General features: G+C 70.9%; 13 protein-coding genes. 7 read left to right on the top strand and 6 right to left on the bottom strand.

The window, feature by feature from the left end:
• Window positions 1–15: 15 nt before the first annotated feature.
• From WMF29_RS08365 to WMF29_RS08350, 4 genes are all read left to right on the top strand, one after another.
• Window positions 16–990 carry an alpha-ketoacid dehydrogenase subunit beta gene (locus WMF29_RS08365; RefSeq protein ID WP_272101248.1) on the top strand — a complete coding sequence of 325 codons (975 nt, stop codon included), beginning with the start codon at window positions 16–18 and terminating at the stop codon, window positions 988–990.
• 3 nt (window positions 991–993) lie between these two features.
• Window positions 994–2,430: a dihydrolipoamide acetyltransferase family protein gene (locus tag WMF29_RS08360; protein WP_437328336.1), complete on the top strand. Its 1,437-nt coding sequence runs from the start codon at window positions 994–996 to the stop codon at window positions 2,428–2,430.
• Window positions 2,431–2,508: 78 nt separating this feature from the next.
• Entirely contained in the window at window positions 2,509–4,209 is a 1,701-nt protein-coding gene (locus WMF29_RS08355; RefSeq protein WP_437328335.1) for an SIR2 family NAD-dependent protein deacylase, read from the top strand.
• A 149-nt stretch (window positions 4,210–4,358) separates the two neighbouring features.
• Complete coding sequence (locus tag WMF29_RS08350; protein WP_437328334.1) at window positions 4,359–4,541, top strand: hypothetical protein; 183 nt, start codon at window positions 4,359–4,361, stop codon at window positions 4,539–4,541.
• Between the two features lie 137 nt (window positions 4,542–4,678).
• Here the strand turns inward: WMF29_RS08350 and WMF29_RS08345 are convergent, their stop codons facing one another.
• Together WMF29_RS08345 and WMF29_RS08340 are read right to left on the bottom strand one after the other, a co-directional pair.
• Window positions 4,679–5,050: a VOC family protein gene (locus tag WMF29_RS08345; protein WP_437328333.1), complete on the bottom strand. Its 372-nt coding sequence runs from the start codon at window positions 5,048–5,050 to the stop codon at window positions 4,679–4,681.
• Between the two features lie 351 nt (window positions 5,051–5,401).
• Complete coding sequence (locus tag WMF29_RS08340; RefSeq protein ID WP_437328332.1) at window positions 5,402–6,361, bottom strand: hypothetical protein; 960 nt, start codon at window positions 6,359–6,361, stop codon at window positions 5,402–5,404.
• An 878-nt stretch (window positions 6,362–7,239) separates the two neighbouring features.
• Here WMF29_RS08340 and WMF29_RS08335 point away from each other — a divergent pair.
• Together WMF29_RS08335 and WMF29_RS08330 are read left to right on the top strand one after the other, a co-directional pair.
• Window positions 7,240–9,099, top strand: a complete 1,860-nt coding sequence (locus WMF29_RS08335; RefSeq protein WP_437328331.1) for an RNA polymerase sigma factor — start codon at window positions 7,240–7,242, stop codon at window positions 9,097–9,099.
• A gap of 147 nt (window positions 9,100–9,246) precedes the next feature.
• Complete coding sequence (locus WMF29_RS08330) at window positions 9,247–10,398, top strand: hypothetical protein (RefSeq protein ID WP_437328330.1); 1,152 nt, start codon at window positions 9,247–9,249, stop codon at window positions 10,396–10,398.
• 87 nt (window positions 10,399–10,485) lie between these two features.
• On the opposite strand, the gene WMF29_RS08325 is transcribed toward WMF29_RS08330, so the two are convergent.
• The 4 genes from WMF29_RS08325 to WMF29_RS08310 all read right to left on the bottom strand — a co-directional run bounded on the left by WMF29_RS08325 (window position 10,486) and on the right by WMF29_RS08310 (window position 14,059).
• Window positions 10,486–10,689 (bottom strand): hypothetical protein, encoded by a 204-nt coding sequence (locus WMF29_RS08325; RefSeq protein WP_437328329.1) that lies wholly within the window; start codon window positions 10,687–10,689, stop codon window positions 10,486–10,488.
• A 133-nt stretch (window positions 10,690–10,822) separates the two neighbouring features.
• On the bottom strand, window positions 10,823–12,619 hold the full coding sequence (locus WMF29_RS08320; RefSeq protein ID WP_437328328.1) for a glycoside hydrolase family 15 protein: 1,797 nt from the start codon (window positions 12,617–12,619) through the stop codon (window positions 10,823–10,825).
• A gap of 162 nt (window positions 12,620–12,781) precedes the next feature.
• Entirely contained in the window at window positions 12,782–12,910 is a 129-nt protein-coding gene (locus WMF29_RS08315; RefSeq protein WP_437328327.1) for a hypothetical protein, read from the bottom strand.
• 111 nt (window positions 12,911–13,021) lie between these two features.
• Entirely contained in the window at window positions 13,022–14,059 is a 1,038-nt protein-coding gene (locus WMF29_RS08310) for a TIGR03118 family protein (protein ID WP_437328326.1), read from the bottom strand.
• A gap of 1,141 nt (window positions 14,060–15,200) precedes the next feature.
• On the opposite strand from WMF29_RS08310, the gene WMF29_RS08305 reads away from it, so the two are divergent.
• Window positions 15,201–16,613 carry a spondin domain-containing protein gene (locus tag WMF29_RS08305; protein ID WP_437328325.1) on the top strand — a complete coding sequence of 471 codons (1,413 nt, stop codon included), beginning with the start codon at window positions 15,201–15,203 and terminating at the stop codon, window positions 16,611–16,613.
• Window positions 16,614–16,653: the final 40 nt, after the last annotated feature.

Here is a 16,653-nt window from a genome sequence, read left to right as displayed (position 1 = left end):
ACGGAGACGAAGAGCATGCCTCAGATGAACATGGTCCAGGCGATCAACGACGCGCTACGCCACGAGATGCGGCGGGACTCGCGGGTCGTCGTGCTCGGCGAGGATGTCGGCAAGGTCGGCGGCGTGTTCCGCGTGACGCAGGGCCTGTTCGACGAGTTCGGGGACGACCGGGTGATCGACACGCCGCTCTCGGAGAACGGGATCGTGGGGACGGCCATCGGGATGGCGCTCTACGGGCTCGTGCCGATCCCGGAGATCCAGTTCGCCGACTTCATCTATCCCGCGTACGACCAGATCGTGTCCGAGCTGGCGAAGTACCGCTACCGGTCGGGGGGCGAGTACCCGTCCAAGCTGGTCATCCGGACGCCGTTCGGCGGCGGCATCCGCGGCGGGCACTACCACTCGCAGTCGCCCGAGGCGCAGTTCGTCCACGTGGCGGGCCTGAAGGTCGTGTGCCCGTCGAACCCGGCCGACGCGAAGGGGCTCCTGCTCTCGTCGATCCGGGACCCGGATCCGGTGCTGTTCTTCGAGCCGAAGCGCATCTACCGCGCCGCGAAGGGCGACGTCCCCGAGGGCGAGTACACGGTCCCGCTCGGGCAGGCGAAGGTGGTCCGGCCGGGCTGGCACGTGACGCTCGTGGTCTGGGGCGCGATGCTCTACGAGGCGCTCGACGCGGCGAACCAGGCGGCCGCGCAGGGCGTCGAGTGCGAGGTGATCGACCTGCGCACGCTGTGGCCGCTCGACATCGACACGGTGATCGAGTCGGTGAAGCGGACGGGCCGGTTCATCGTGGTGCACGAGGCGCCGAAGAGCTGCGGCCTCGGGGCGGAGCTCGTCTCGCTGGTCAACGAGAAGGCGTTCCTCCACCTGGAGGCGCCGCCGCTCCGGGTCACGGGCTTCGACACCCCGTTCCCGTACACCCTCGAGAACGAGTATCTGCCCCTGTCCCATCGTATCCTTCCGGCGATCCTCGAGACGGCGAGGTACTGACGCATGGGCAAGTACGAGTTCAGGCTTCCGGACATCGGCGAGGGCGTCACCGAGGGCGAGATCGTGACCTGGCTGGTGTCGCCGGGCGACATGGTCGCCGAGGACCAGCCGATGGTCGAGGTGATGACCGACAAGGCGACGGTGACGATCACGTCGCCGCGCACGGGCCGGATCGTGGAGACGCGGGGCAAGGTGGGCGGGGTCGTCCCCGTCCACTCGGTGCTCGTCGTGTTCGACCTCGACGACCGGCCTGCGGCGGCGCCGCCCGCGTCGGGGGCGGAGGTGCGCCAGGGTGGCGCGAAGGCCGGGGCTGCGGAGCCCGCGGCGACGGCGGTCGGCGACATCCGGGAGGACCTCCCGGGGATGAACCTGGTGGCGCCGGCGCGGTCCGCGTGGGCGAACGGTAGCGTCGGCGCGGGCGCGCGCGGGGCGGCTTACTTCAACGAGAAGCCGCTCGCGACGCCCGCGACGCGCAAGCTGGCGCGCGACCTCGGGGTCGACCTGCGGCGCGTGCCGCCGACCGGCCCGGCGGGCCGCGTGACGAAGGACGACGTGCGGGCGCTGGAGGCGCCCGAGGCGGAGACCGCGGCGGCCCCGGCGCTGCCCGAAGCGGCGCCGAGGCGGGCGGCAGACGCGGCGGAGCGCGCGGCGGCGGCGCTCGGCCGGCTGGACGAGGAGCAGGGGCGCGGGGCGGCCCGGCCCGAGGCGGAGCGCGGCCGGGGGTTGCCCTCGGCGCCGGGCGACGAGCGCATCCCGCTGCGGGGCGTGCGCAAGCGGATCTTCGATGCGATGTCGCGGTCGAAGCACACGGCGGCGCACTTCACCTTCGTCGAGGAGTGCGACGTCTCCGCGCTGAAGGAGCGCCGCGCGCGCCTGCGCCCGCTGGCCGAGAAGGCGGGCGTCAAGCTGACCTTCTTGCCCTTCTTCGTGAAGGCCGTGGTCGCGGCGCTCAAGAAGCACCCGACGTTGAACAGCGCGTTCGACGAGGCGACGCAGGAGATCGTCGTAAAGAAGAGCTATCATATCGGCATCGCGTCCGCGACCGAAGCCGGGCTCATCGTGCCGGTGGTGCGCGACGCGGATCGGCGGAGCGTGCTGGAGATCGCGCAGGAGATCTCGCGGCTCGGCGAGGACACGAAGTCGGGGCGGGTGAAGCCGGAGGATCTCGGCGGCTCGACGTTCACGATCACGTCGCTCGGCCAGCAAGGGGGGCTGTTCGCGACGCCGATACTGAACTTCCCCGAGGTCGCGATCCTGGGTATCCACCAGATGAAGCAGAAGCCGGTGGTGCGCGACGGGCAGATCGTGATCGGCGAGGTGATGCTGGTGTCGCTGTCGTTCGACCACCGGATCATCGATGGTCACGTGGGGGCGGCGTTCGCTTACGAGATCATCGGGTATCTGGAGGATCCGGATCGGCTGTTCCTGGAGATGAGCTGAGCGGCGGCTGCGCGCAGCAGCGGCCGCGCGCGCCCACGAGCTTGTCGCGCGGGGCCGGAACCGGCAACATCGCGCGCCGTGATCGCGATTCCCAAGACCCTCGAGGACGCGCTGCGCGACCGGTTCATCGTGCCCTTCGTCGGCGCCGGCGTGTCCATGGCCGCGCTGGACCGGAACGGGAAGCGGATGTTCCCCAGCTGGGGAGACCTGCTCCTCGGGGCAGCCGCGCGCCTCCGCGAGGACGGCAAGAGGCCCGAGGCCAACGTCGTGGAAGGGCTGCTGGAGAAGCGGATGCCCGACTACTTCGAGGCGGCCCGGCACGCGCGCGAGGGCATGGGGCCGGGCTGGTACCGCTACCTCCGCCAGGTGCTGGATCCGCCGGGCAATCGCATCGACACCGGATCTCTGTCGCTCGCGCGCGCCGTCTGGCAGCTGCCGAGCAGGTTGGTGATCACGACCAACTACGATCAGATACTCCGCTACGCCCTCGATGATCCGAACGATCTGGTGCAGATCAGCGTCGATGCGACGGCCGAGCTGTCCGCCATGCTGCGCGACGAGATCGATCGCCCGACCGTCTGGCACCTGCACGGCTTCATCCAGCAGCCGCAGCGGCTGATCCTGACGCCGGACGGCTACCGCGAGCTGTACCCGAGCCAGGAGGACGAGGTGCGCTACCGCGCCGCGCTGCAGGCGCTGCGCCACCTGCTTGCGGCGCGCACGTTCCTGTTCGTCGGCTTCAGCCTCGATGACGCGATGTTCGGCAACCAGATCGCGTGGGTCCAGGAGGCCTTCGGCGGCGCCGCAGGGCCGCACTACATGCTCGTTCGGGCGCGCGAGCTGCGCGACACCCAGCGGCGCCTGAGGGACCTGAGCTGCATCGAGTTCCTGACGTTCGAGGAGTTCGGTGATCCCCTGGTGGCGCTCGTCCACGCCCTCGGTTCCGCCGGGAACCGGGAGCCCACCACGCCGCCGCCGCTCGCGGCGGGCGCCCCTCGGCCCACCGCGCGCCTCGAGGTGGCGGCCGCCCCGTCACCCGCCCCCGCCGGGCCCCTCGCGTTCCTCGCCGACGAGGTGATGCTCTCCCCCGTCACCCGGGTCGCACACCGCGCGCTCCTCGCCGAGGCGGCGCCCGCCCCGCCCGCCGCCGCCGCGACGCCTCGAAGTTTCGAGACGACCGCGGGGGACGGCGGCATGGACATGGCGCTTGTGAGGCAGGGCTATCGGCTCGTCTACCAGTATCAGCGCAGCGTCTTCGATCGGCTGTCCGAGCTGTCCGACGCGCTCGCGGGCATCGGGCTCGCGTTCGAGCGCTGGGACCCGTCCCTGTTCTCGCGTCACCCGAAATCGACCTCGGAGTTCTTTCGCCGCAAGTACTGGGCCTGGGATTTCCTGCCTGCGTATCGCCTCCAGCTCGTCTGGCAGTCATCGGACAGCACCTCGCGGAGCGTGGTCCTCGAGGTGGTGTCAGACACGGGCTTCACGCGCAGCGGGAGTGATGAGCCGGATCCGACGCGCTTCGGCGGCGCGGGCGCGGCGGGCTCCGAGCTGCAGATCAACCTGATGCGCTCCTCCGTTCGGAACCTGCCGTGGAACCAGATCTGGTCGTCCTTGAGCGGACAGGAGGACACCATCTACGACGGAAACGATCACGAGATCGACGCCGGCGGGCGCCCGTGCACCTACCGCTACCTCCGCGTCGATCTGGGCGCTGCGCTGGACAAGGAGGCGTTCAGCGAGCGCGTCATCGCCCCTGTCAGCGCCTGGCTCGCTCGGTGATCGAGAGCCTCGGACGAGCGCGCCCCGCGCTGGCGTGCCGGCTGGGCCAGGCTGCATGGAGGAGAGACACCCCGCGGACCACGTGGCTCCCGGTGCAAGGACCGCTTCAATTCCGTTGAGGTCTTCGAACGTCGCGGGAGGGGTGAACCGTGGGCCGTCGCGATCATGAACGAATCGAGCAGCTCCCCTGGTACCTTGCCGACGTCTTCGGTTCGAAGGCGATCGTCAAAAGCCTCGACGAAATCGATCGTTGCGACATGGTCGATCGCGTGCAAACTGCTACAGTGCGTTACTGGCTCAAGGGCCTCGACCATGGCGCGCGACGTGGCTAACAACCCGTTGCAACGGCGCATCGAACAGCTTCTCAAGGAGGACGAGTGCCTCGCCTCTTGCGAGCTCGGCTTAACTGAGGTTGGGCAAGCCCTCACCTTCCGGTTCGGGGTCGTCAACTGGCGCGGCGCCTCGGAGCTCAGCGCATCATGGTGAAGAAGTTGAGCTTGTTACCGTCCAGGTCGCGGAAATACCCTCCGTAGAAGCCCTGTCCGCGCGGCCCCGGCGCGCCCTCGTCCTTGCCGCCCAGCTCCACGGCCTTCTTGTGGAGCGCGTCCACCTTGGCTGGGCTATCGACGGCGAGCGCGATCATCACGCCGTTGCCGACCGTGGCCGGCTGGCCGTCAAAGGGCAGGGCGACGCCGAGCGCGGGCGCGTTCGGCTTCACCGCCCAGATGATCATCCGCTCGGATTGCATGAGCCGCGTCGCGCCCAGCTCGCCCAGCAGGGCGTCGTAGAAACGGGCGGCACGCTCCAGATGGTTCGTGCCCAGCGTGACATAGCCGATCATGGATCTCTCCGTTCGTTTGAATGGTTCGTCTTCGTTGGCCCCGGCGTGCTCATCCGCGCTCCAGCTTCTTGCCGCCCGCCGCGACGGCGGCCTCCTTCGCTGCTCCGGAGCTGTACATGAGGGCGGCGGTGCCGTGGGAGAAAATCCAAACGCTTCGGAACCGTCAAGCCCCGACTGCCGGACCTGGCGACCGCGCGGTGACGCTCGCGCTCGCCGCTGTGGCCTGCTATCACGCGGGCCACAGCGGCTTCGTTCACCTGCGGGCCATGGCTGCGGACCACAGCGCGGCTCCTGCGCCCGTGCGCATATCGGCGCGGGTTCGCGGCGCTCTGGCTGGGCTCGACCGCAGAGCTAGGCGAGGAGGGGCGGCACGCCGTTGGGTGCTGGGCCGGGCGCCGCCGCGCCGGGCGCCGCCGCGCCGGGCGCCGCCGGTGCAGCCGGGCTTCGCGGCACCACCGGAGGCGCGGCGCCCGGCGATGCCGGCGCCGTCGGACCAGCCGTGGCGGCGTCCTCCGGGGCTGCGGCGGTATCGCTCGAGGACGCGGAGCGACCGCCGCGGCCCTTGTACAGCGACGGCGCGATCGTGTCGGCGTCACCCTCGTTCCAGCGGAGATAGGCGACGGCCCTGCGTGTCTGATCGTAGGCGTGCACGAGCAGCGAAAACGCGCGCGCTCGCTTGTCCGCCGCCTCGGTGGGCCCAGGCCCCTTGCCGTGCTCCCTCACGCCGAGGGCGGCGAGGAGCTGCGGCCCGATCTCTCCGGCGCGGCGCACCTCCTCCTCGGTCGCCGCCGTCTTTCCGGCGATCTCCGGCCAGCTCCCGCTGAACAGCGCCGAGAGCGCCACGAGATCGTTGGCCGTATCGATGTGCCCCTGCCCTGCGCGGATCTCCGCGACCGTCTCCGCGTCGAGCAGGCCGCGGCGGGCCAGCGCCTCGGCGTCGCTCAGCAGGTTCTCGCGGAGCGGGACGGCCTCTTCGAGGAGCGGCTTCAGCGCGTTCTCCGCGCCTTCGCTGGACAGCCACAGGAGGTGCGCGTACCACGCGGCGAGCGCGTAGGTCTCGAGCCTGTCGAGCAGCGCGACATCATGCTTGTGGAGGTGCTCGGCGACGGCGGGTCGCAGCGCGAGGAGGCCGGGCAGCACGCCAAGCACCTGGGAGACGACGCGCGGGATATCGAGGTTGATGGTGATGAGCCGATCCGCGCTCAGCGCCTCGATCTCGCGGAGGGCGTTGTCGAACGCCTTCGCCGCCTGGAGCGGGGTCGCGGGCTTCTTGGGAGCTGCCTTTTTCTTGTTCGAGAACGGTCTGGCCATGAGGGGATTACCTCTCGTTGATGTCCGTCGCGGAGCGGCGAAAGAATGGATATGCCATGCCCCCTACCCCCCACGCTGGATGTGATGTGAACGCCCAGCGCACGCCGGACGTTCCGGCAGGGGTAATCATGCCCGCTTTCGTGTCAATTCATCAGCCGGATGATTTTCAGAGCGCGTGCCCATCAACGTCGTAATCTTGCTCAAGGGCATCCATGCCTGCGAGTCGAAGGGGGGCTGCCCTATCGTCGTCTCGCGCGCCTGGCGTCCCGCGGGACGGGCGGTGTACGAGACCTGGATGGTGGAAAGTTACAGGCTCGGGCAGTCCGGTTGCGCGAGGGCTGCTCGGCTGCCTGCCCATAACCGGATCCGGTTCCCCGAGGGCTGCTCAGCTGCCCGCCTGTAACCGGCTCCGGTTTCCCAGGGCTGCCCAGCTGCCTGCCCGTAACCGGATCCGGTTTCCCGAGGGCTGCTCAGCTGCCTGCCCGTAACCGGATCCGGTTTCCCGGGGCTGCCCAGCTGCCTGCCCGTAACCGGATCCGGTTTCTCGAGGGTGCCCAGCTGCCTGCCCGTAACCGGATCCGGTTGCCGGAAGCCTGGTCGGCTTTCCGGCCGCAACCATCCCCGGTTGCCGGGGCATGCGCAGCTGCCCGGCCACGCTGCTTCCCGTGTCCCGGAGGGCGCTCAGCGGGTCGCCTCCGGCCGCATTCGGCCGCAAGCGCGACGGCCGGGCGCGCCGCCGCCCCACGCCACGCACCGAGCCGTGCATTTTCTCAAACGGAACCGGAAATCCCGCCGCAATTCTGGATATGAGCACCCTCCTTTCGCCCGCCGACGACACCTCCCGCAACGCGACATGGAATTCCGTTCACGCTGCCGCAGTGGACACCCTCCCCAGCGTGCTCCGGCTCCTGGGGGTCTCCGAGCCCGATATCGACGACCTGTTCCAGGAGATCTTGCTCGCGGCGTACGAGAGCCTGGATCGGTTCGATCCCGCCTTCCCCGCCTCCACCTCGGCGCCGCTGGAGGAGGCCGACCCCGCCGGCGATTCGCCGCCGCGGGATGGCAGGCGCCAGCAAGGCAGCGCGGAAGCCCGGTGGGTGTTCGGGATCGCCTGGCGGAAGGTCAGCCGCTACCTGGACCGCGCTTACCGCCGCCGCGAGGTGCCGACGGGCTTGCACCCCGCGCCGCACGAGCAGGCCGTCGATCCCGCGCCGAGCAGCGAGCAGCGCGTCGCGGACCGAGAGCGGCTGGAGCTCGCGATCGCGGTGCTCGGCACGATCGCGCCCGAGCGGCGGATCCTCCTCGTCCTGCACGAGGCGTTCGACGTGCCGGTCGTGGAGATCGCGCGCATGCTCGGCATCAACTACAACACCGCCTGCAACCGGCTGCGCCTCGCCCGCGAGGACTACCGCGCCGCCGTCGCGCGGCTCTGCCCGGAGCAGCGACAGGCGCTGCGCGCCTGCTGGCTCCTGTTCCCGCTGGCGTCCGACTCCGCGATTCCCCGCAGGCCGGCTGACAGGCGTGCGGGAGCGGCTCCGCACCGTCGGCCGGGCACGCCTCGCTCCTCCCGAGCAGAGGGCGCCGGGAGGAGCGCCGTCGCGATGAGCTGCACCAGGCCCAGACACGGGCTCGGCGCGCGCCACGCCCGGTGCGCTGCCGGATCGACCCGGGGCGCCGGGCGCCCGGCGCGCGTCGCCGTGGCGGCGGCCATGGCCACCACGGTCCTGCTCTGCGTCGCGGCAGCCCGCGCCGCGCCGGAGCTGCGACCGGCTGCGATGCGGCTCGAGGTCGTGCGGGGCCCCGGCGCCGAAGCCTGCGCCGACGAGGCGTTCCTTCGCGCGGAGGTGGCGCGCGGGCTCGGCGCCGACCCCTTCCAGGACGACGCGCCGCGGGTGCTCACGGTCACCATTGCGCAGGCAGGGCCGGAGCTCACGGCCTCGATGGCCCTGCGCGAGAGCGAGAGCGCGGGCGATACCATCTGGGCCGAGGGGTTCGGCACCCGGAACGGCTGCGAGGCGCTGCTCTCCGGCGCGGCCCTCGCGATCGTGGCGCAGATCCTGAACATGCCGGAGCGGGCGCCACCGCCCTTCGAGGCCTCACTGCCGCCCGAGCCCTCAGCACCGCCCGAAGCCTCACCGCCGCAGGCGCGCCGGGCCGCGCCGGAGCCGTTGCGCCGGGCCGAGCAGCCGAAGGCGCCACCGCTGCTGAAAGCAACGTCAATGCCGGCAGAGCGCCTGCGGCTAGAGGCGGGGCTCGGGGCGACGCTTGGCCTGGGGATCACGCCGGGGGCCGCAGCTGGCACGACGCTGTCCTTCGGCGTTCGCCGGACCAACTGGTCGCTCACGGCGGAGGGGCGTGTGCTGGCGTCTCTCGCGCAGGAGGTGAAAGACATGACCATCAGCACGAGGGCCTTCACGGCAGCTGGTGTGGGCTGCCTTCACGGCCATCACCTGTTCGGCTGCGGGGTCGCAACTGCCGGCGTCGTCCGCTTCGCCGCTCGGAACCCGTGGGACCTGACCTTGCGCAACGGTGCGCTACTCGGTTGCGGGGCACGGATCGGCGGCGCCTGGCCCCTCTCGGACCGGTGGTCCGCGCACGGATACGTCGAGGCCACGGTGGTCGTGGTGGACGCGGTGCTCCGGCGCCAAAGCGATCCACGCAACGTCCCTGGAGCCATCACATGGTCGTCACCTCCGCTCGCAACGGCGCTCGGGTTCGGGATCAGTGCAGCATTCTGAACTGGCGGAGCCACATCGTGTCCTTCTCGCCGAAAGTCAAAGAGACATGGGAATTATCAAAGGGAATCCACAATGCTCGACGTGATCGACTGTCTCGCGAGAGCTGCCCGTTGTCAGCGCAAGGCCTCTCTAAGTACTCTGCTCGACATGCGAATCGCCCTGTCCATTGTCGTCGGAATCCTCTTGCTGCCAGCCTGCTCCGGAGATCCGACCGTCATCGGTCCTTGTCAGCCCCAGGAATACGGCAACCCAGGCTGCCCCTGGCCCGAGGAAGGTGGCGGCGGGGCCGGAGGTGAAGACGGCGCCGGCGGTGAAGGCGGTGAAGGCGGGGCCGGCGGCAGCGGCGGCGGCGAGACCGCCTGCGCCGGCGACTGCATCCCACCCGCCCCGCTCGGCTGGTTCGGCCCGGCGCTCCTCTGGTACGGCCCGCGGGACCAGGCGCCGGACTGCCCCGCAGCCGCGCCCAATGTCGGCTACGAGGGGTTTGCCGACCTGGCGCCCGCGCCGCTCGCCTGCGCGGCCTGCCTGTGCGACCCGCCTGACGCGGCCGCAGCCTCGTGCCAGCTCCCGCTGGGCTGGTCGGCGCACACGGCGACGACGTGTGCTGACGACGCCCCCGACAGCGTTGCGACCGCCTTCGCAGCGCCCGACGGCTGGGACGGCGCCTGCACCGCCTCGACCGCGATCCCCGCGGGCCAGGACTGCGGCGGGCGGCCGTGCGTGCAGTCGATCTCGATCGACGCGCCGGTCGTGCTGGTCACCGCCGCCGCCGCATGCACGCCCAGGGTGGACGAGCCGCCGCCGCCGGCTCGCCTCGATCCCTGGCAGACCCGGGCGCTCGCCTGCCTGCCCGGCGCCTACACCGAGTGCCCCGGCGACCGGAGCACCTGCATGCCCTCGCCGGACCAGCCCGGAGTCCCGCCCCCCGGCAGCTTCCTGACGTGCATCTTCCACGAGGGCGACGTGACGTGCGAGGCGCCGTACCTGGACAGGCACGTCTTCTACGGCGGCGCCGACGACACGCGCGGCTGCTCCGAGTGCGGCTGCGGGGAGCCGGAGGGCGCGTCGTGCACCATCATGGCCTCGGTCTACAGCGACGGGGCGTGCGCGGAGCAGGTCGCGTCGACCCTCGTCAGCTCCAGGGCGCCGTTCTGCGGGGTCACGCCGCCCGGCATCGGCCTCGGCAGCAAGTCGGCGGAGGTCGTCGACGTCGATCCCGGCGGCTGCGCCCCGAGCGGCGGCGAGCCCACCGGCGAGCTGTTGCCGGCCGAGCCGTCGACGTTCTGCTGCCAGGCGTAGAGGCACGCACCGACACTGCCACCGCGGCAGCGACGCCATGACCGCCATCGGTACCGCGGAGATCTCCGGAACGACGTGCCCGCTTTTTCAGGAGGGCCGGCTCGCATAGAAGAATGTTCTGTCGCAAGCAGGAACCTGCCGGTGGTGAATGGCGTGCTCGGCCTCCATCGTGTACCGGCGGCTCTCGGCCTCGTCGGGTTCGAGCCCCAGCTCACCATAGCGATAGGCCATCGCCAGCGCCTGGAGCGCCGCGGGGTGCTCCCGCTCGCCAGCGCTCTCGTAGAGCTCCACGGCTCTTCTGTCATTGTGGCTGAGCTCGACCGCAGCGCCGGGCAATGAGAGGCGGCGCGCCGCCGAGCGCTGCGCCGGACACCGCCGCGACGGACCGTGATGGCGCGTATCCAGCTCTCCTTTCCTCGGAGCGTCAACGGGATCGCTGATCCGCGGGACCGGAGCGGCCCGGGATCAGGTTGAACGCGGAGCCGACGAGCGCGAGGTGGCTGAACGCCTGGGGAAAGTTGCCGAGCAGCCGCCCGCTCGCTGGGTCGTACTCCTCCGAGAGCAGGCCGACGTCGTTGCGCAGCGCGAGCAGCCGCTCGAACAGCGCCCGCGCCTCGCCGGCGCGGCCCATGAGGGCATAGCAGTCCGCGAGCCAGAAGCTGCACGCGAGGAACACCCCCTCGGCGCCGGGCAGGCCGTCGGGCGTCCTCCCAGGGCCGGTCGAGTAGCGGAGCACGAAGCCCCCGCGCACGAGCTCGCGCTCGATGGCGCGCACCGTGCCCGCGATGCGCGGGTCGCCGGGCGGCAAGAAGCCCACGAGCGGGATGAGCAGCGTGCTCGCGTCGAGCTCCTGGCTGCCGTACGACTGCGTGAACGTGCCGCGGCCCGGGTCGAACCCCTTCTCGCACACCTCCGCGTGCACCGCGTCGCGCAGCGCGCGCCAGCGATCGACCGGGCCGTCCAGCCCGAGCTGCTCCACGGTCTTCACGGCGCGATCGAACGCGACCCAGGCCATCACCCGCGAGTAGGTGAAGGGGCGCGGCCCGCCCCGCACCTCCCAGATGCCCTCGTCGGGCCGTCGCCAGTTCGATTCGAGGAAGTCCATCAGCTTGCGCTGGAGGCGCCAGGCCTCCGGCTCCGGGGCGAGGCCGGATCGGCGCGCCTGGTACATCGTGTCCATCACCTCGCCGTAGACATCGAGCTGGAGCTGCTCGACCGCGGCGTTGCCGGCGCGCACCGGCCGCGAGCCCTCGTAGCCCGGCAGCCAGGGGAGCTCGATCTCGCGGAGCCGCCGCTCGCCCGCGATGCCGTAGAGGATCTGGAGCTTCGATGGGTCGCCCGCGATGGCGCGCAGGAGCCAGTCGCGCCAGGCCGCGGCCTCCTCGCTGTAGCCGCCGAGCAGCAGCGCGTAGAGCGTCAGGGTCGCGTCCCGCAGCCAGCAGTAGCGGTAGTCCCAGTTGCGCACGCCGCCGATCCACTCGGGGAGCGAGGTCGTCGGCGCCGCGACGAGCCCGCCCGTGGGCGCGTGGGTGAGCGCCTTGAGCGCGACGAGCGACGTGACGACCGCCTCCTTCCAGGGTCCGGCGTGGGCGCAGCGGCTCGACCAGGCGCGCCACCACGCCTCGGTGTGCTCCACCGCGCGCTCGGCGTCGATCGCCTCGGGCGGCGGCTCGTTCGACGGGTGCCACGTGAGCACGAAGGGGATGCGCTGGCCCTCGTGGACGTCGAACTCGGCGACCGTGGTGAGCCCTGCGCCGTGGACCGGCACCCCCGCGCGCAGGATCAGCGCGTCGGGCCCGGCCACCGCGCGCAGCGCGCCGCCGCTCGACCGCACCCAGGGCACGATCGAGCCGTAGTCGAAGCGAATGATGAGCTCCAGGGAGACCGGGACCCGGCCGCGCACGCCCTCGACGACGCGCACGACGTCCGGCGCCCTCCCGCGCAGCGGCATGCAGTCCACGAGCCGCACCGCGCCCTCGGCCGTCGTGAACTCGGTCTCGAGCACGAGCGTTCCCTCGCGGTAGCGGCGCGCGACGCGGGGCGCCGGGTCCTTCGGCCCGATCCGGAAGCGGCCGTGCTCCGGCGTGCCGAGCAGGGCGGCGAAGCAGGCGGGCGAATCGAAGCGCGGCAGGCACAGCCAGTCGACGGATCCATCGCGCCCGACCAGCGCCGCCGTCTGTGTGTCCCCTAGCAACGCATAGTCCTCGATCCGCAGCGGCATGCGAGCTCCTGACCGGCGCGGCGACGAGCGCCGGCGCCTCGGCGGCGGCGAGAGCACGGAGGGTGCCACGCGCCGCGCCGCGGGCTCAGGCCGTGGCCCAGGGGGGCGATGGCCACGCCGTGCACAGCGGGCGCCGCCGGGCACGACCGTGGGGCTCGGGCGTCAAGCGGTGGGCGTGCCGCTGGGCGCCGCGCCGGACGCCGCCGCGCCGAGCGGTGCAGCGCCGGACGCCGCCGCGCCGAGCGGTGCAGCGCCGGACGCCGCCGGCGCCGCCGTGTCCCGCGGCGCCACGCGAGCTGCTTGCCAGCCGAGCCGTCGACCTTCTGCTGCCAGGCATGAGCTCACCGCGTGACCTCTGGCAACCGAGCTGTCCGATCGTCGCCGTCGCCTCGGCCCCGGCGCTCAGAATTTCGGCCGGAGACTGCCAACGACGCCGTCTTCCTCCTCGTTCGGCCCCGAGGCGAAGAAGAGCTTGGGTGTGCGGCCGGGGACGGGCAGGAAGGTGAGCCCCCAGAGACCGTCGATGAAGACAGGCTCGCCGCTGCCATCGTCGCAGAACCGGAGCTGATCGATGAACTCGCCCGAGTCGAGGTCAAAGGCGCTGATGTGGCCGTCGCCGAAGTTCCCGACGAGGAGGCTCTCGCTGAAACGGCCCAGCCTGCGCGGCGCCCTCACCATCGCCCATGGAGCGTTGAGCGGCCCCTCCGAGGCGAAGCGCCGGATGAACCTTCCGGTCAGCGAGAACTCGTCGATGAAGCCGTTGTCGGGCTCGTTGTCGATGCCTCCTTCCTCCCGCAGCGCGAAGGCCACGAACACATGACCTTTGATGACCTCGACGTTGAACGGCGCGAACCGGCTGTTCTCCGTTGCCGGCACGCCGGGCGTGCAAGGCTCCGTCAGCGAGGCGATGCAATCGTCGGTGAACGTATCGAGAAATTTGTACCGCCCGCTGTACCGCTCGACCTTCCCGCTGACGAAGTTCGCCAGATAGAGGAAGTCGCGCCCTGTCTGGGCGCTGTGCCCGATGGTGAGGCCCTTGTAGACGGCCGATTTGTTGGAGTTGTCGATCACGATCCGGGCCTCGTCCGGATCGACGAACGGGTTCCACGCGGCGCTGGCCCCGTCCTCGCTCGCCGTGAGAAAGAGCGCCGGCAAGTCGAAGTTGCCGGGTACCGGGAAGCTCGATGTCTTGTTCAGGACGAGGCCCGTCGGCGCCGAACCAGAGCTCAGGACCCCGGCCGGAATATCGATGATGACCTGCTCGCTGCCGAACAGGAGGGGCTGCCCATTGCTCTGGTAAGCCGTGACCTTGCCCGTCCCGTTGTCTGCCACCCAGAGCACATCCCCCGCCGACGCCCGGATCCCCCAAGAGTTCTTGAGGTTGGGATCGACGAACTGCGCGTCGAAACCAGTCCGATTCGCGACGAGGTTCCGCCGCACGAAACAGAGCTCGCTCCCCGCCGCACCGGCGTATTCCGCGAACAAGGCCGATGCCGCAAGGGCGCATCCGCCCACCAAAGCGCTCGCTTTCATGTGTGTCCCCCCGCTCCGAGAGGCCAACGGCAGGGCGAACGGATAATCGCCCCACCGCACAAAAGCTCCAGGAGCGCTCTACTAAGGCCTGATGAGACTTCCCCGTCAAGCGGGAATCACCGATACTCCTGCGCGCGAATGTCGCTTACGACATCCGTATGCCAGGAGCGATAGCCGGTTCGACCACGCGATGCGCGACCGCGGGTGACCCACCGCGGAGCAGCAAGGCGGACGATCCGTTTCGACGGAGCGGTGAGCCTTCGCCGGGGGCGCTTCAGCACGGCGCGCTCTCCAGGCTGGGACGTCGGCGGCTGGGCCCGGGTTGGATCCATGTTTTCCGAGGAGGTGCGATCCGTCGTCTTGTGACGCTCCTCCGAAATCCCGGCAAAAATGCCAGATCTCGACGTCTCGGCACCGCTATCCCCCTACCCCCGCGCTGGATAGGATATGAACGCCCGGAACACACCGGACGTTCCGGCAGGGATAATCATGCTCGCCTTCGGCTGCCTGCCCATAACCAGTTCCGGTTGCCAGAACCATGGTCGGCTTCCCGGCCACAACCGTCCTCGGTTGCCAGCGCATGCTCAGCTACCCGGCCACGCCGTCCCCCTTGTCCCCGGGGACGCTCCGCGGATCGCAGGGTTGAGGTCGGCGGCGAGCAAGACGCGCTTCGCGTTGACCTGTACGTGGGCGCCGGCCTCGATCTCGCGCTCTTCCCCGAGGCGGACGCGCCGCAGGCTGTCCAGCCACGCCTGACCGCCGGAATCCGAGGCGAGCGCGCCGGCGGCCGCCGGCAGCGCTGAAAAATTCCTCCATAGCAAGATCGAACGGGCGCGCGCGAAAGTCGCGAAACCGACCTGCCCTCCATCGCGTAGCACCATCGAACGACGCGCCCCGAGCCATCGCGGGTCGAGCCGGGCGCCATGCGGGCGCCCGCGGCCGCTCCGGTCTCAGGGGTGTGTCGGAGGACCGATCGCCGTCACGCGGCTCGCCGCGGCGGAGGCGATCCAGGTCGCGTCATCTCAAGCACCGCTTCTGGAGGATGGTCATGAAGATTCGGAATCGCGCGCTGTCGGCTCTGCCCCTCGTCCTCACCCTCGCCGCCGCTTGCGGCGACGGCGAAGGCGGCGATACCACCGGCGCCGGTGGCATGGGCGGGGGAGGCGCGAGCGGGCCCGGCGGCGGGGACGCGGCCACGAGCTTCGACGTGACCCTCGAGAACGTGACGCCCGCGCGGGATTACCGGGTGGCCGGCGTGTTCAACACGCCCGTGGGCGAGAGCATGCCCGGGCCGCTCTTCCCCGAGAAGAGCTTCGAATTCCGCGTCGGCGCCCTGCCGGGCGACAAACTGTCGTTCACGACGATGTTCGGGCAGTCGAACGATCTGTTCTATGCGCCCGATGGCGCCGGGATCGCACTCTACGACGAGTCGGGCAAGCCGGTGAGCGGGGACGTGACCGACCAGGTCCTGCTGTGGGACGCGGGCAGCGAGGCCAACGAGGAGCCGGGCGCGGGGCCGAACCAGGCGCCCCGGCAGAGCGGCGCGAACACGGGCGCTCCGGACCCGGACAACACAGTGCGGCTGGTCCAGGATGACTATACCTACCCGGCGGTCGAGGAGGTCATCCAGGTGACGGTGACGCCGGAGCCGGGCAATGAGTTCACGATCCGGATCACCAACATGTCGGAGGTGGGGACGCTGATGCCCGAGGGCGGGGAGCCGGCCGCCGTGCCGCTGTCGCCGGGGCTCTTCGTGGTGCACACGATGGACAACCCGCTGTTCACCGTCGGGCAGGCGTACCCCGACAACGGGCTGGAGGCGCAGGCCGAGGACGGGAACCCGATGATGCTGCACGAGGGGGCCATTCCCCGCGCCGGGCTGACCTCGCCGGTGGCGCCGGGCGTCGCGGTGGTGCACGGGTCCGGAGCGCCCCTGTTCAGGACGGGCGAGGCGGACCGGGGCAAGGGCCTCGAAATGCTGGCCGAGGACGGGAATCCGACCGAGCTCGCGGCGTCGCTGGAGGCCGAGGTCGGGGGCGAGAGCGGGATCTCGTCGGTGCTTGTCTACAACACGCCCGTGGACGCCCCGACGCCGGGGCCGCTGCTGCCCGGCGCGAAGTTCAGCTTCACGGTGACCGCGCGGCCCGGCGAGCGGCTGAGCTTCGCGTCGATGCTGGGGCAATCGAACGATCTGTTCTTCGGGCCGCGCGACGCGGGGATCGCGCTGTTCGACGCGAGCGGCGAGCCGGTGAGCGGCGATGTCTCCGACCAGGTCACGATCTGGGACGCGGGCACCGAGGCCAACCAGTGGCCCGGCGTGGGCCCCGACCAGGCGCCGCGCCAGGCCGGGCCGCAGATGGGCGCCGACGATCCCACGGACCAGGTGCGCACCGTCGATGACGGCTATCTGTATCCTGCGGCGAACCAGATGCTGAAGGTGACCATCACCCCGGCGCGGTAGCGGGGGCACGAGCGGCAGCGCTGGCCGCTGGACCACCGCC

Origin of the sequence: Sorangium sp. So ce381 (assembly GCF_051473845.1) — a bacterium.
GTDB lineage: Bacteria > Myxococcota_A > Polyangia > Polyangiales > Polyangiaceae > Sorangium > Sorangium atrum.
This window is presented reverse-complemented; position numbering and strand designations above follow the sequence as displayed.